The 15,656-nt window shown below is 62.4% G+C and carries 13 protein-coding genes and 2 pseudogenes; 8 read left to right on the top strand and 7 right to left on the bottom strand.

The genetic code is table 11. The features are described 5' to 3' along the window. Positions 1 to 50: 50 nt before the first annotated feature. From E5W87_RS07070 to E5W87_RS07050, 5 genes and pseudogenes are all read left to right on the top strand, one after another. Entirely contained in the window at positions 51 to 1,562 is a 1,512-nt protein-coding gene (locus tag E5W87_RS07070) for an ABC transporter substrate-binding protein (protein ID WP_292395296.1), read from the top strand. A gap of 84 nt (positions 1,563 to 1,646) precedes the next feature. Next, on the top strand, positions 1,647 to 2,561 hold the full coding sequence (locus E5W87_RS07065; RefSeq protein ID WP_292395294.1) for an ABC transporter permease: 915 nt from the start codon (positions 1,647 to 1,649) through the stop codon (positions 2,559 to 2,561). 3 nt (positions 2,562 to 2,564) lie between these two features. Further along, positions 2,565 to 3,488: an ABC transporter permease gene (locus E5W87_RS07060; protein ID WP_292395293.1), complete on the top strand. Its 924-nt coding sequence runs from the start codon at positions 2,565 to 2,567 to the stop codon at positions 3,486 to 3,488. Continuing rightward, positions 3,485 to 5,140, top strand: coding sequence for an ABC transporter ATP-binding protein (locus E5W87_RS07055; RefSeq protein WP_292395291.1), 1,656 nt, complete (start codon positions 3,485 to 3,487; stop codon positions 5,138 to 5,140). The genes E5W87_RS07060 and E5W87_RS07055 overlap by 4 nt, the downstream gene beginning before the upstream one ends. A 922-nt stretch (positions 5,141 to 6,062) precedes the next feature. Then, positions 6,063 to 6,149 (top strand): annotated as a pseudogene (locus tag E5W87_RS07050) (SAM-dependent methyltransferase); the annotation flags it as partial. 49 nt (positions 6,150 to 6,198) lie between these two features. Here the strand turns inward: E5W87_RS07050 and E5W87_RS07045 are convergent. The 7 genes from E5W87_RS07045 to E5W87_RS07015 form a co-directional block, all read right to left on the bottom strand. Continuing rightward, positions 6,199 to 7,164: an ABC transporter ATP-binding protein gene (locus E5W87_RS07045; protein WP_292395289.1), complete on the bottom strand. Its 966-nt coding sequence runs from the start codon at positions 7,162 to 7,164 to the stop codon at positions 6,199 to 6,201. Position 7,165: 1 nt separating this feature from the next. Then, positions 7,166 to 8,173, bottom strand: coding sequence for an ABC transporter ATP-binding protein (locus E5W87_RS07040; protein WP_292395287.1), 1,008 nt, complete (start codon positions 8,171 to 8,173; stop codon positions 7,166 to 7,168). A gap of 2 nt (positions 8,174 to 8,175) precedes the next feature. Continuing rightward, positions 8,176 to 9,093 (bottom strand): dihydrodipicolinate synthase family protein, encoded by a 918-nt coding sequence (locus E5W87_RS07035; protein WP_292395285.1) that lies wholly within the window; start codon positions 9,091 to 9,093, stop codon positions 8,176 to 8,178. A 16-nt stretch (positions 9,094 to 9,109) separates the two neighbouring features. Beyond that, positions 9,110 to 10,012 carry an ABC transporter permease gene (locus E5W87_RS07030; RefSeq protein WP_292395283.1) on the bottom strand — a complete coding sequence of 301 codons (903 nt, stop codon included), beginning with the start codon at positions 10,010 to 10,012 and terminating at the stop codon, positions 9,110 to 9,112. After that, entirely contained in the window at positions 10,012 to 10,971 is a 960-nt protein-coding gene (locus E5W87_RS07025; RefSeq protein WP_292395281.1) for an ABC transporter permease, read from the bottom strand. Before E5W87_RS07025 ends, E5W87_RS07030 begins: the two co-directional genes overlap by 1 nt. A 78-nt stretch (positions 10,972 to 11,049) precedes the next feature. Continuing rightward, positions 11,050 to 12,636, bottom strand: coding sequence for an ABC transporter substrate-binding protein (locus tag E5W87_RS07020; protein WP_292395279.1), 1,587 nt, complete (start codon positions 12,634 to 12,636; stop codon positions 11,050 to 11,052). Between the two features lie 41 nt (positions 12,637 to 12,677). Next, on the bottom strand, positions 12,678 to 13,409 hold the full coding sequence (locus E5W87_RS07015) for a FadR/GntR family transcriptional regulator (RefSeq protein ID WP_292395277.1): 732 nt from the start codon (positions 13,407 to 13,409) through the stop codon (positions 12,678 to 12,680). A gap of 111 nt (positions 13,410 to 13,520) precedes the next feature. Here E5W87_RS07015 and E5W87_RS07010 point away from each other — a divergent pair, with 111 nt between their 5' ends. The 3 genes and pseudogenes from E5W87_RS07010 to E5W87_RS07000 all read left to right on the top strand — a co-directional run. Continuing rightward, positions 13,521 to 14,492 carry a Gfo/Idh/MocA family oxidoreductase gene (locus tag E5W87_RS07010; RefSeq protein WP_292395275.1) on the top strand — a complete coding sequence of 324 codons (972 nt, stop codon included), beginning with the start codon at positions 13,521 to 13,523 and terminating at the stop codon, positions 14,490 to 14,492. Then, positions 14,489 to 15,484, top strand: a complete 996-nt coding sequence (locus E5W87_RS07005) for a Gfo/Idh/MocA family oxidoreductase (RefSeq protein ID WP_292395272.1) — start codon at positions 14,489 to 14,491, stop codon at positions 15,482 to 15,484. Before E5W87_RS07010 ends, E5W87_RS07005 begins: the two co-directional genes overlap by 4 nt. Continuing rightward, a pseudogene (locus E5W87_RS07000) lies at positions 15,474 to 15,656 on the top strand (hypothetical protein); the annotation flags it as partial. The gene E5W87_RS07005 and the pseudogene E5W87_RS07000, both read left to right, overlap by 11 nt.

Raw genomic sequence — 15,656 nt, 5'->3', positions numbered from 1 at the left:
GACAGCCAAAACGGAAGATCCCAAAACGGAAGATCAAAGGGAGGAGAGACATGAATAGAAGCGTTCATTCGATTGCAGCTGTCGTATTGATGACCGCTGCCGCGCCATCGGCTGTCGCACAAGAGGCGGCGCAGGAAATCCGCATTGTTCTGCCGGAGCAGCCGGCCAATCTGGAGCCCTGCGGCACCATCATCACAAATGTCGGCCAGATACTCAGCCAAAACGTCGTTGAATCGTTGACCGTCATCGATCCGGTCACCGGACAACCTCAGCCGAAATTGGCGACCGAGTGGACGAGCGTGGACCCGACGACCTGGCGGATCAAGCTGCGCGAGGGCGTGAAGTTCCAGGACGGAACGGAACTCAACGCGGATGCGGTCGCATTCTCCATCAACAGGATGATCAGCGGCAAGATCACTTGCAGCAACATAGCGAAATTCGGCGATGCCAAACTAACGCTGACGCCGGTCGACAGTCTGACCGTCGAGATAAAGTCGGACAGGCCCGAACCCATCATGCCGACGCTGTTGAGCGTGGTCATGATCGTCTCGCCGAAGACACCGGTCGACAAGGCCGTGAACGATCCGGTCGGGACCGGCCCCTTCACGCTGTCGACCTTTTCCCCGCAAACCGTAGTGCTGGACGCGTTCGACGGCTATTGGGGCAAGAAGCCGGAGATCACGAAGGCAACCTATGTCTGGCGGCCCGAATCCTCGATTCGAGCGGCCATGGTGGAAACCGGGGAAGCCGACCTTACGCCGTCGATTGCCATCCAGGACGCCAGCAATCCGGAGACGGATTTCGCCTACCTGAACTCCGAAACCACCGCGATCCGTATCGATGCCGCCGAGCCGCCGCTTAATGACCTGCGCGTCCGCAAGGCACTCAACCTGGCGATCGACTGGGAAGGTCTTGCCCAGCTGTTCGGCGACGACGTCAAGCGTGCGTCGCAGATGGTCGTCTCCGGGATCAACGGGCATGACGGTGCACTCGAGCCCTGGCCGTACGATCCGGAAGAGGCGAAAAAGCTCATCGAAGAGGCGCGCGCGGCGGGTGTCGCGGTCGACACCGAGATCAAGCTCATCGGCCGAAATGGCATCTATCCGAACGGCGCGGAAGCGATGGAGGCCATGATGACGATGTGGCAGGACGCCGGCCTCAACGTCAAGCTTACCATGCTCGATGTCGCCGACTGGCTGCGTTACCTGCAAAAGCCTTTCCCGTCGGAGCGCGGCCCCAATCTCCTGCAGATGATGCACGACAACAACAAGGGCGATGCCGCCTTCACGGTTCCGATCTTCTACCGATCGAGCGGCAGCTACTCGACCGTGGCCGATCCGGCATTCGACAAGGAGATAGACGAGGCGCTGGCGGCGACCGGTGAAGCCCGCACGAACAGCTTCAAGGCGATCTTCGGCAAGGCCCGCAAGGAAGTGGTGGCGGACATCCCGATGTTTCACATGATCGGCTATACCCGCGTTGGCACCAGGCTGGAATGGAAGCCCGATATCACCACCAACAGCGAAATACCGCTGGCCAATATCGCTATCAAAAAAGACTGAGTGATACGGGGAGCGCCGGGTCCGATCGTGGTCTTGCGCCCCTGACCCGTTGCCTCCGTCGATATCCGTCCAAGGGCATCCCAAATGATTACCTATCTTGGACGCCGGGCGTTCCACAGCATTCTGTCGGTCATAGGTCTGTTGACGCTGGTCTTTTTCCTGACACGGCTCACCGGCGATCCTTCTGCCTTGTACCTGCCTCTGGACTCGACCGCGGAAGCTCGGGCCGCGTTCGCGCGACTGAACGGCCTCGATCAGCCGATCTATTGGCAGTTTCTGGAATATTTGCGCGATCTTCTGCAGCTGGATTTCGGTGAATCGCTACGCCAGAACCGCTCGGCGATGCAGGTTGCGCTTGAGGCGTTCCCGGAAACACTGAAGCTTGCCGCCGTCGCGATCACACTGTCGACCGCTTTGGCTATCCTTGTCGGCTCTCTTGCGGCCGCGCGACCGGGCAGCATGTTCGACCGTGTCGCCAGCCTCATCTCTCTGGCCGGCGCGAGTGCGCCGGATTTCTGGGTCGCCATCGTCGGCATCCTTGTCTTTGCTGTGGGGCTCGGGCTTTTGCCGACATCCGGCACCGGAACATGGGCCCATTGGATCATGCCCACCTTCGTGCTGATGCTTCGCCCTTTCGGTCTCCTGGTGCAGGTCGTGCGCGGAACGATGCTGTCCGCGCTTGCCTCTCCATACATCAAGACCGCAAGGGCCAAGGGTCTGCCCCGCCAGAAGATCATCTTCGGGCATGCGCTTCGCAACTCGCTGCTGCCCGTCGTCACGGTCGCCGGCGACCTGGCGACCAGCCTCGTCAACGGCGCCGTCGTCGTGGAGTCGATATTTGGCTGGCCCGGCATCGGCAAGCTGATGATCGATTCGATCATCCAGCGCGATTTTGCCGTCGTCCAGTCGACCATTCTGGTGACGGCAACCGCCATCTTCATCCTGAACATCGCGATCGACCTGCTCTACACGGTTCTCGATCCGCGCATCCGGTACTGAGCCATGACGATCATCACCCCCGACATCAAGCCAGCGGCGGTTCCAGGCAGCGGCAGCGTGCTTCTCGCCTATTTGAAGCGCGACAAGCTTGCGCTCGCCGCCGCTATCTTCCTGGCGATCGTCGTGCTCGCGGCGGTCCTCGGCCCTTGGTTGGTGGGCGACGCCGCTTCGCGGCTGGGGCTGCGCCAGCGCAATCTCGCCCCTTTCTCGCTGGCCAGCGGCTGGATCTACGTCCTTGGCGCCGATACGCTCGGCCGGCCCATCCTGGCCAGGCTGATTGTCGGCGCGCAGAATACGTTCGGCATTGCCGCGGCGGCGGTATTCGCGTCCATGCTGGTTGGTGGAACGCTCGGCCTGATAGCGGGCTATTCGGAGCGCTGGTACAGCCACCTCATTCTACGCCTGGCCGATGTCGTCATGAGCTTTCCCTCGCTGCTGCTGGCGCTCATCGTGCTCTACACGCTGGGCCCGAGCATCACCAACCTGGTGATCGTTCTCGCCGTCACGCGCATGCCGATCTACCTCAGAACGGCGCGCGCAGAAGTGTTGGAGTTGCGCGAGCGCATGTTTGTGAGCGCCGCGCGAGCCATGGGTGCGAAGCCGGCCCGGATCATCATCCGGCATATCGCACCCCTCGTCCTGCCGACATTGGTGACGATTTCCGCCATTGATTTCGCGACCGTCATTTTATCGGAATCGGCGCTGAGTTTCCTTGGCCTCGGCATTCAGCCACCGGACTTCACCTGGGGCGCAATGGTGGCAAACGGCCGCGGCTATCTCGCCACCGCCTGGTGGATCGCATTCTGGCCGGGCTTTGCAATCATGCTGACGACGCTGTCGCTCAACATCCTCTCGAACTGGGCGCGCACCGTCGCTGATCCGCAGCAACGCTGGCGTCTTCAGACATTGCGAAAAGCTGCCCGATGAGCGACGCGACCAATCCCATTCTCAAAGTCGACGGCCTGACCGTCGACTTCCTTTCGGACGATGAGCCGGTACGCGCCGTCGACGACGTCTCTTTCCACGTCAGCCGTGGCGAGACTCTCGTGATCCTCGGCGAAAGCGGTTCGGGAAAGAGCGTCAGCACCAGCACGGTGATGGATCTCATCGATTGTCCGCCAGGCGATATCGTGGCCGGCTCCTGCCTGTTCGATGGGGTCGAACTCTCAGCCCTCGGCGCGGAGGCGCGCAGAAGCATCAACGGCCGCAGGATTGCGATGATCTTTCAGGATCCGCTCGCCTACCTGAACCCCGTCTACACGGTGGGGCGCCAGATCGAGGAGGTCTATGAGAGCCACGGTGCAGCAAGCGGTAAGGGCGCACGCGCCAAGACGATAGAACTGCTTCGGCGCGTCGGCATTCCGGAGCCGGAAAACCGGGTCGACTTCTATCCGCATCAATTCTCGGGCGGACAGCGCCAGCGCGTGATGATTGCCATGGCGATCGCGCTGAAACCGGACATCCTGATCGCAGATGAGCCGACGACCGCTCTGGACGTCAGCGTGCAAGCGCAGATCCTCGACCTGCTGCGCGATCTCCAGCGCGAGACCGGCATGGCGTTGATCATGATCACCCACGACCTCGAAGTCGCCTCGTCGATGGCGGACCGGATTATCGTCATGAACGGCGGGAAGGTCGTGGAGACAGGCATCGCCAAGGAGGTCTTCAGCAATCCGCTGCACGCCTATACGCGCCGCCTCATCTCCGCCCTGCCCCACGGCAACGCAGAGGCGGCGCCGAACAGGCGTTCGACGACGATCGCCGACAAGACCCTGCTCAAGGTGGAACACCTCACCAAGCACTATGTGCTTGCTTCGGGAGCCTTCAGCAGCAAGCGGACGTTCAAGGCGGTGGATGACATAAGCTTCGAGGTCGGGAGAGGCGAAACGCTCGGCATCGTCGGCGAGTCCGGCTCCGGCAAATCGAGCGTCGCACGCATGCTGTTGGGACTGAGCGTGCCAAGCGCAGGCAAGGCCATCTTCGCCGGGGAAAACATCTTCGAAATGAACGAGAAGCGTCTTATGGCGTTTCGGCGCAAGGTCCAGATGGTGTTCCAGGATCCGTACGGATCGATGAATCCGCGCATGCGCGTTTACTCCATCATTTCCGAACCCTGGGTGATCCACCGCGATATTCTGTCGAAGGACAGGTGGAAGGCTCGAGTGGCAGAACTCCTGGAATTGGTTGGGCTGTTGCCGGAGCACGCCGACCGCTACCCGCACCAGTTCTCCGGCGGTCAGCGACAGCGCATCGCCATTGCGCGCGCGCTCGCGAGCGAGCCGGAACTGATCGTCTGCGACGAGGCGGTTTCGGCGCTCGACGTCTCCATCCAGGCGCAGGTGATCGACCTTCTGGCCGACCTTAGGAGCCGGCTCAGCCTCTCCTATATTTTCATCACACACGACTTGCCGATCGTGCGCCATTTCGCCGACCGGATCATGGTCATGAAAGATGGAAAGATTGTCGAAGAAGGCCAAACCTCGGCGCTGTTCGGGGCGCCTCGCCACGAATATACGCAAAGCCTGTTGCAGGCTGTGCCTAAGCCCAAATGGCTCGCAAGCTCAATAGTCGGAGCCTAGCGCGAGCAACGCCTTGCCGGTGCCAACCCCCGCGTCTCGGTGCGAAGTGCACCTAGAGCGGTTCAGCTTTGATAAAATCGCTGACCCGCTCTAAGTGTTTGTTTTTACGCAATTCCGGACGGAAAACCGCTCCGCGCTTTCCTGGAATTGCATTAAGCGCGCTTTCTTCCGGTTCCGCCCCGGCCGGCGCTCGCAGGCGACTGGCGCGATCTCCGCGACCGATGGGAACTGTCTCAGGTGGTCCGCACAGTTTTCCGCCTGACAGCGCCAACCAATAGAGATCACGCCAAGGGATCAATCCGGCCAGCTTTAGGTTGGACCGGGATCATGGCAGCCTTTCCTGATGCCAGTCAGCCCAAACGTGAACAACTTGTCGCCCTTCCCTCTGGGGGTCCTCCAACACTCCCTGCGAGACCCGGGATTGGAAATGAAGGTCAGGGTGACCATCATCCGTTTCGAGCAGTGGTTGTTGTAGTAGACACGCGCGGTCTGAATCCCATTATCCCAGGAATAGTTGGCTTTGGCGCCAGTCTCAGGGCGTCCGGAGCAGTCGATTTTCTTCCGCTCGACAGCCCCAGCTGGAGTTGTGGCGCCCAACATTAGAGCGCCGGCGGCCGCAATGAGGATGCCCATGCCAGCCGTGGTCCGGTTGATTGATTTACCGCGCATTGTGCTGTCCTTTCACTCTTGGTTCACTCTTGGTCGCCCCCACGCAGGCCTTTCAGGGCGCTCAACCCGGGACGGCGTTGAAGGTTTGCATCGACCAGTCAACGTCGCTCTCGTTATTCTCGACGAACTCGGCTACCTGCCTTGCTGGTCTTGTTGTTCTATCGACGATGAGGATTGCACGTCGATTTCACGATCGGTGGAAACTGGTTGCAAATGAAATACGAAGAAACCTTGGGGGCGCATCGCCGAAAGCGCCGCCGTCCGCGATGCCTACGAGGCAAGGCGCGCGGACGGGACGAGGTCGTTTGCGAATATGGCGTGGGCTTGCAGTGGTGCCCTAGAGAGACTAGCGACCCTGTTCTGCGCGCTACGCCTGGCGCAGGCTTGCCTCAAGCGATGTCGTCGCGAATGCAGGCCTTCAGATGGCCATCGGACGTTGCCCGCAGCGGTGGGACGACGCCGGCACAAGCGTCCAGGGCAACCGGGCAACGGGTCCGGAAAACACACCCGGTTGGCGGATTTGCGGGGCTTGGAATGTCGCCCTTCAGCACCTGCCGGCTCTGCTTGGTCAGCGGATCGAGCGACGGAATGGCCGAAAGCAATGCCCGCGTATAGGGATGCTGCGGCCGGGCATAGAGCGCGGCCGCCGGTGCAACTTCCATGATCCGCCCGAGATAGAGAACAATCACCGTGTCGCAGATATATTCGACGACGGCCAGGTCATGCGAAATGAACAGCATGGTCAGGCCGAGCCGGACCTGCAAGTCGCGCAAAAGATTTATGATTTGCGCCTGGATGGAGACATCGAGAGCAGAGACCGGCTCGTCGGCGACGATGAATTCGGGTTCGAGCGTAAGCGCCCGGGCGATGCCGATGCGCTGACGCTGACCGCCCGAAAATTCGTGGGCGTAGCGGTCATAGGCATCGGTAGGCAACTCGACCGCAGCAAGTGCCTTCTCCGCCCTCGCCCGCCGCTCGGGCCTGTTGCCGATGCCCTGAATATCCAGGCCTTCGGTCAGAATCTGCCCGATGGTCATGCGCGGCGACAGGCTGGCGAACGGATCCTGGAAAATGTACTGCATCTTGCGGCGCTGGCGAGCCAGCGGGCCGGCGCTCAGCTTGGTGATATCGACGCCGTCAAAGCTGATTTCGCCGGACGTCGGCTCGATGAGACGCAGCACCGAGCGACCGATCGTGGTCTTGCCCGACCCGGATTCGCCGACGAGGCCGACCACCTGGCCGCGCGCAATATCGAAGGAAATATCTTCCAGCGCCCTGACGACGGGACCGCGCGAGAATGCCGTCGGCGCAAAATGCTTGCTCAGCTTCCTGACCGAAAGGAAGGGGGCGTCCATGTCAGAGATCCTCCCAGCGCAAACAACGGCTTTGCTGGGTTGACGTCGCTGCGAACAATGGCGGTACAGCAGTGCGGCAGGCATCGACAGCTAGGGCGCAACGCGGCGCGAAGGAGCAGCCCTTGGGCAGCAAGGCCAGCGACGGAACATTGCCGGCGATGGTCGGAAGCGGCGTTCCTGCTGCCTTCAGCGAGGTGGCCTGGCCAAGCCGTGGCACCGAACGTATCAGCCCGGCGGTGTAGGGATGACGCGGACGGGTGAACACCTCGCTCACCGGACCCGATTCCACGATGCGCCCGGCATACATGACCGCGACGCGGTCGGCGATCTCGGCAACGACGCCGAGATTGTGCGTGACGAACAGAATGCCCATGCCGCGTTGCGCTTGCAGCTCGGCCAGCAGGTCGAGAATCTGGGCCTGGATGGTGACGTCGAGCGCGGTGGTCGGCTCGTCGGCGATCAGCAAGGTCGGATTGCAGGACAGGGCCATGGCGATGGTGGCGCGCTGACGCATCCCTCCCGACAGCTCATGCGGGTATTGCCGCGCCCGCCGATCAGGATCGGGAATGCCGACCTGAGCCAGCAGCCGCACGGCGTCGGCGGCCGCATCACGATGCGACTTGCCGAGATGGATGCGGATCGGCTCGGCGATCTGTTCGCCGATGGTGTAGACCGGATTGAGGCTGGTCATCGGCTCCTGGAACACCATGCCGATGTCGTTGCCGCGCACCTTGCGCAGGGACTCAGGATCGAGGCCGGTCAGCTCGGTGACCGTGCCATCCCTGCGTCGCAGCGCGATCGATCCCTCGGCGATGTGTCCGATCTTCTTCGGCAGCAGGCCGATGATCGACAGGCTGGTGACGGATTTGCCCGATCCGGACTCGCCGACGAGCGCGACCGTTTCACCCGATCCGATCGTCAGATCGACGTCCTGCACGGCGCCTATGTCGCGCCCCGCTATGCGGAACACCGCCCGCAGGCCTGAGATCGAGAGGATCGGAGCGTCCACGGTCAGCGCAGCAGCCCGACGTCGCGCAGAACAACGTCGACCTTTGCGGTTTCCTCGTCGTTCAAGCTGCGTTGCGGCCGCGCCATGGTGTTGGAGGCGATGATGCCGAGGCTCTTCATCGCTGTCTTGAAGGCGCCGACGCCGGCCGAGCCCGCACTTGTCCTGCCGAGCGAGATCCAGACGATCTCGAACAGCTTCAACAGCCGCTCCTGCTCCACGCGGGCTTCGGCGTGCTGACCCGCCTGCATCAGGTTCCACAGCTTGACGTAGCCGTGCGGATCGACATTGGCGAGGCCCGGCACGACACCATGCGCGCCCATGGCCAGCACGCTGTCCACCAGTATCTCGGACCCGGTCATGCCGAAGAAATCCGGATCGTTGGCCATGTCCTTGAGCACATAACGCAGATTGCCGTCATCGCCGCTGGAATCCTTGATGCCGGCGATAACGCCCTCGCGGGCAAGGGCGACGGTGGTCTTGCGCTCCAGCTTGACATGGACGCAGACCGGGATGTCGTAGGCAATGATGGGAATGTCGACCGCGTCCCTGATATAGCGGAAGTGATCGCCGATCTCGGGCTGGCTGGTGCGGGTATAGAATGGCGCTGTGACCACAACGGCGTCGGCGCCGGCCGATCTGGCTATCCGGGCATGGTTGATGACACGATCGGTTGTCGGGTCGATGACCCCGGCGAAGATCGGCACGCGGCCGTTGTTGACCTTGACCGCATGCTCGATGATGGCCCTGCGGCCAGCCTCGTCATGGAAGACCACCTCGCTGGTCGAGCCGAGCACGAAGAGCCCGTGAACGCCGCCGTCGAGCAGGTTTTCAATCGTCCGGGTGAACGACGCAAAATCGATGGTGAAATCGGAATGGAGGGGGGTGACGACGGGTGGCACGACACCGGTAAACAGAGGCATTTGTTGAACCTTCAGGTCAGTTGAGATCGGAACGAGGGTCGAATGCATCGCGCAGGCCATCGCCGATGAAGTTGATGGCCAGAACGGTGAGCACGAGTACGGCGCCGGGAAACATCCATTGCCAGGGATATTGTTCGAGCACGACGGTGGAGCGGGCGAGATTGAGCATGTTGCCCCAGCTGGCTTCGGGCGGCGCGATGCCGAGGCCGAGGAAGGAAAGGCCGGCTTCGAGCAGAATGGCGTTGGCGATTTGCAGCGTGGCGTAGACGACAAGAATATCGATGCAGTTCGGCAGGCCGTGACGGAACAGGAGATGCGGCAGCCCTGCCCCCATGCCACGGGCGGCGACGACGAAGTCGCGCTCGCGCAGCTCGAGCAACCGGGCGCGCACCATGCGCGACAGCACCGGCCACGAGAGCAGCGAGATCACCAGGATGGTCGGCGCGATGCCGGTGCCGGCAATCGAGGCGAGCACGAGCAGGAAGATCACCGGCGGCAGCGTCATTGCGAGATCGACGAAGCGCATCACCGTGCCGTCGACAAGACGCCCGCCAAAGCTGGCGACGGCGCCGACCAGAAAGCCGATGACGATCGAGATGGCGACCGAGCAGACGGCGACCAGCAACGAGATCCGCCCGCCTTGCAGCAGCCGGGCCATGACGTCACGGCCGACGCCGTCGCTGCCCAGCCAATGAATGGCGGACGGCCCCTTGTTGATCGCCCTGAGATCGATGGCGTTGGGGCTGAACGGCCACCATAAAGGATAGGTCGAAACCGCCAGCAGGATGGGGACGACGATAAGCAGACCGGCGCGCGCCGCACGATTTTCAAAGAAGCGGTCGAGCGCGCGGCGGAGCGGTCCTTTGGTTTGCGGCACGGCTGTCGGTCCGACTGTCGGGTCTGGCGCGGTGATCGTCATCACGACACCTGAATGCGCGGGTCGACGACGGCATAGACGATATCGGTCAGGAGATTGACCAGAATAACGCAGATGCCGATTACCAGAGTGGCGCCCATGATCACCGGGTAATCCCGTGTGCCTACGGCGTTGACCAGCAGCAGGCCCATGCCCGGCCAGTTGAACACGCTTTCGAGGAAGATGGCGCCGCCGATCGCGATGCCGACCGTCGATCCGATCAGGGTGATAACAGGCAAAAGCGCATTGCGCGTCGCGTGCTTGATGATCACCCAGAATTCGCGCACTCCCTTGGCACGCGCGGTCCGTACATAGTCCTGGTTCAGCACTTCCAGCAGCGACGCGCGCATGTAGCGCATGATCAGCGCTGCGTGTCCGATTGACAGCAGGCAGGCCGGCAGGACGAGATGCGCGAGCACGTCCGATACGGAAAAAGGTGCGCCGGCGGTCTGCATGCCGCCTGATGGCGCCCAGCGCAGCAGCACCGAGAAAAAGTACAGTCCGAGAAGTGCCGTCAGAAAAGCCGGGCTGGAGATGCCGACGAAAGAAACCACCGACAGCGCGATGTCGGGCAGCGCGTTACGGCGGACGGCGCTGAAGATGCCGGCGGAAATGCCGAGCACGATGGCAATGGCCAGGCCCGTGCCCATCAAGAGCGCGGTTGGGCCGATGCGTTCCATGACCAGCGGCAGCACGGCAACGCCGCTGCGCTGGATCGAATAGCCGAAGTCGCCGCTGAGCGCAGCGCGAAGCCAGGCGAGGTATTGCACGGGAAGCGGCTGGTCGAGCCCAAGCCGATCACGCAGGACTTCGAGGTCGGAAGCAGACATCGGGCTGGACGGATTGATATATGCGTCGATCGGATCGCCGGGCGCCAGTCGCAGAAGGATGAAGATGAGGACGCTCAAGGCGACCAGCATCAACAGTCCTGTAGCGCTGCGGCGGGCAATGAAACTCAGCATTGGCGGTCCGTAGTGATGGTGAGCGGAGCCGGCATCAGGCCGGCTCCTTGCAAATGCGGGCCTGACCCGCCAAGCGTTTTACTGGATGTCCCAGCGTTCCGGGTGAGCCGCGTAAGGACCACCAGCCGGCGCCGGCGTCCAGACAAAGTCACGCAGCTTGTTGGAGGCCACGCCGTAGCGGTTGGCCACCCATAATGTCGCCCAGGGCAGATCCTTGTTCATCACCTTGCAGACTTCTTGCCAGGATTGATCGATCTTGGCCGGATCGGTCTGGGCGAGCGCAGCGTCCAATGCAGCGCTCAGATCGTCGAACTCGATGCGCATGGTGTTGAAGCCTGCCGGCGGGATCTGGGACTTGTTAAGACCCGGGCTGATGCCAGCCGGATTTGGACCATTCTGCAGGCCGGCATAGACCATCGCAAATGCGTTCCAGTCCGGCGTACCTTCCTTGTAGACGATGCCGTTATAGGTCGGCGTATCGACGACGCGCGGCACCACATTGATCCCGACCTCGGCCAGCATCGACTGGATGGCGGCCATCACATTGGCCGCTTGCGGCGAGCCGTAATAGGTCAGCAAGGTGATGGGCTTGTCGCCGTTGATCTTGTCCCAACCCGCCTCGGCAAGCAGAGCCTTGGCCTTTGCCGGATCGTAGGCATAGGATTCGAGGCCTTCGGGAACCAGATGAGGCGCGACGTAGCCGCAATTGGCCGGTTTGGCCGCGCCGCCATAGAGGCTCTCGATGATGGCATTGCGATCGACCGCGTACATGATCGCCTGGCGGACGCGAACATCTTTGAAGAGCTCGACCTTCTGGTTGAGGCCGATGTAGTTGACTACATAAGAAGCGCCCTCGATCACTTTGAAATTGCTGTCGCTTTTGAAGGATACCGCGTCGTCGGGCTCGACATAAGTGAACTGGATTTCGCCGGCGCGCAGCGCGGCAACGGCCGCCGCCGGGCTCTCGAAATACCGGTTGATGAGCACGTCGGCCTTCGGCTTGCCGCCGCGATAGTCGTCATCCGCGGCCAGCTCGACATATTGATCGCTGACATAGCGATTGAACTTGAAGGGGCCGGTGCCGACCGGAGTGGTGGACCACCAGGTGCTTGTGGCCAGCGTTTCCGGTGGCATCGCGGCCAGGGCATGCTCCGGCAGGATCATCACCTGCGAAAGAATGGACAGGAAGGAGCCGTTGGGCTTCGACAGTTTGACGACCACGGTGCGATCGTCCGGCGCGTCGACCGAGGCGATGTCGCCGAGACGCGCGGCAAACAAACTGCCGGACGCTTTGTTCCTGGCGAGCTCAAGCGTGAACTTGACGTCCTTGGACGTGAACGGCTTGCCGTCGTGCCAGCTCTCTTGGACAAGGTTGAACGTATAGGTCAGCTGATCGTCACTGACCTTGTAGTCCTTGGCCAGATCGCCTTCGAGTTCGGTCAGTTCGGCGTTGTAGATGACCAGCGGTTCAAAGTAGGTGCTGAGCCAGGTAAAGCCGCCGGTCGCAGCCAGCGGATTGAAGTTCTTGGGAAAGCCGCCGGGGCCGACGTCGAAGCCTCCGGTTATGGTCTTGGCGCCCTGTGCCTGGACGCTGGTGGCCAGGCCGATGCCGCCGAGCAGCAGCCCGGTGACGGCCAGATGACGAGCTATAGTCTTGATGCGCATGGTTTTCCTCCCTTGGCATTGTCAGGTAGTTCGGTGTTGGGTCAGGTCGTTCGATTTTTGGCGATGACTTGCTGAATCCCCCTATAGTGGTCGTCGAGGCGCTGACGCGCCCGGTCGACATCCTTGGCGGCGACGGCCTCGACGATCTCGTGATGGTCGCGCCACGTCGCCAGCGGTGTCGGATTGTCGAGGCTGGTGAAGTTCGAGGCCTTGTTGAACGCCACCCAGAAGATGTCGATCAGCGCGCTCAGCATGTGATTGTTCTGGCAGCGGAACAGCAGCTGGTGGAATTGCTGGTCCTCTTCGGCAAAGCTCTCCTGGCGCTCGGCGCGCCGCCGCATGCTTTCGGTCAGCTGGCGCAGCGCGGCGATGTCTTCGGCGCTGATCATCTCGATGGTCTTGGCGATGAGGCCGGTTTCAAGGACGCGGCGGATCTCGCGCAGCTCCTCCACGTCGCGCAACGAATCCTGCAGGCCATACGCCAAATTATCCAGCAAGGGCTTGAACGAGAATTCCTTGACGAACACGCCGATGCCGCGGCGCGTCTCCAGAATGCCGATCGACTCCAGCGCCTTGATCGCTTCGCGCACCGAGTTGCGGCCGACACCGAGTTGCTGCGCCAGGAAGGTCTCCGGCGGCAAGGGATCCCCCGCCTTGAGCTTGTTGCTCTGGATATATTTCCTGAGGCTCTCCTGCACGCTGACGTGAAGCAGCGGCGGTCGGGTCAAGGGTTCGATCGACTTGGGTTCCGAGATCGACTTGGGTTCCGGCATTTTGCTCCCAGCGCCGCTGCAATTGCGCCCGATGGCGCATCGCAAAGCGGTCGATGCTTGTAGCATAGCGACTTGTAGGATATCCTGCAAGTAAGAGGATACGTCACTGAAATGAAGATTGTCCTGGCCGGCTCAAGCCATTGGCACGCCGAAATGCATCTCGACGCCGCACGCTCCTGCGGCGCCGAGATTGCCGGCATTTGGGATGAGGACACCGAGCATGCGCGCGCCTTCGCGACGCGTCATCATTTGCCGTTCATTGCGGGTTTTGCGAACATCCTCTCCAGCCCGCCTGATGTGATCCTGCTGATGGGACATCCTTCGGCCGTGCCCGCGCGGGCGCGGGCCGTCATCGAAGCCGGCATACCGCTGATCCTGGAAAAGCCGGCGGCGAGCAGCACCGGCGCGTTGGCCGCGCTGCGTGACCTGGCGAGGCAGCACCAGGCCTTTGTCAGCGTTCCCCTGCCCAACCGCTTTGGGCCGGCCGTCACTGCCTTTGAACGGTTGCGCCAGCAAGGCCGCGCCGGTGCGGTTGCGCATTGCCAGTTCCGGCTGGTCAATGGCCCGCCGCAGCGCTATGCGGCCGACGGTGTCGCCTGGGTCGTGGATTCGGCGATCGGTGGCGGCGGCGCGCTGAGGAACCTCGGCATACACGGCGTGGACGCCGCCCTCAGCCTGGCAACCGGCGGGCTTGGGCTGAAAGCCGTTTCAATCGAGAACCGCATTCACCGCGCCGCTGTCGAGGACCATGCGCTGCTTGTACTGGAAGACGCTGCCGGAGCCTTGTTCGTCGTTGAGGCAGGATACACTTTCGCTTCGATGCGCCCCGGCGGCGATTTCGAATGGCGCATCGTCAGTGAGAATGCGACCCTTATCGACTGTGGCGACCGCGCCATCTGTGCGACGCTCGACGATGGCGCTATCGTCGACTTGCCGATCGAATTGCCGGCGATGCGTTACCGCCTGTGCATGAGCGACACGCTCGACCGGCTGGCCCGAAAAGCGCCGCCGGCGATTTCGATCGATGACTATGTTGCGGCGATGTCGCTGATCGACGCCGCGTATGAAAAGGCAGGACGATGATTGGAATAGGCATTATCGGAGCGGGCGATTTCGGCGTGGCCCATGCAAGGGCAATCAAGGAGGTGCACGGCCTGCAACTCGTCGCATCGTGCCGCGGCAATAACGACGCCCTGGCCGGCTTCACCGCCGAACACGGTGGTCGCGGCTACACCGACTGGCGCAAGCTGCTGGACGACAAAGATGTCGACGCCGTCCTCATCGCCAGCCCTCACCATCTCCATGCCGAAATGGCCATCGGCGCGGCAAAGGCCGGCAAGCACATCATGCTCGAAAAGCCGATGGCGCCGACGGCGGCGGCTTGCGATGCGATCAACGCCGCTGTGGCCGCCGGCGGCGTCAAGCTGATGGTCGCCCATCTCATGCATTTCGCCCTGCCCTGCATGGCGGCCAGGCAAATGCTGGAGGAAGGATCGCTCGGCCGGCCGCTCATCGGATCGAGCTGGATCATCAAGCTCTGGATGGAGCACAATCGCCGCGACTGGCATCTGCGCAAGGCAACCGGCGGCGGCATGCTGCTGACGGCCGGCATCCATGCGCTCGACCGCCTGGTCTGGCTGATGGATGACGATGTCGTATCGGTGAGCGCCATGCTCGGTGCCAGGTTCCATGACCAGGAAGCCGACGACACCGCCCTGCTCGGACTGCGCTTCGCCGCCGGCGGGCTCGGCCAGGTGCAGAGCGTCGGCTATCGCACCGGCGCGACCAGCTACGCCATGGACCTGGCCTGCGAGCAGGGAACGCTGCGCATCGACATGGACCGCGGCACGATGCTGGGGCGCGATACGGTCTGGACCGACCTGCCAGGCTCCTTCGAGCCGAACTGGATGCACAGTGCGCTGGTGCGCGAATGGACGGCGATGGGCGATGCCATTGCGGACGACAAGCCGGTGCCTGTCGACGGCGCCTATGGACGCAAGATCATCGGTATCATCGAGGCTGCCTTTGCGTCGAACGAGACCCGGCGCGAGCACGAGATCGCCGGTGAGCGTTGAGCCGGACGACCACCTGACCCACTTGCCTGCACAGGCGCCGCGCGGCGTCTGGGGCGCGGTGATGTTGGCCATCGACGATCACGGAGCAATCGACTGGGAGGCGACGGAAGTGACGATCGCGCGGCTCTGCGCGACCGGTGTCGACGGCATCTATTCCAACGGCACGGCCGGC

Origin of the sequence: Mesorhizobium sp. (assembly GCF_004962925.1) — a bacterium.
Classification (GTDB): domain Bacteria; phylum Pseudomonadota; class Alphaproteobacteria; order Rhizobiales; family Rhizobiaceae; genus Mesorhizobium.
The sequence above is the reverse complement of the archived record's forward strand: the minus strand, read 5'-3'. Positions and strand labels throughout refer to the sequence as shown.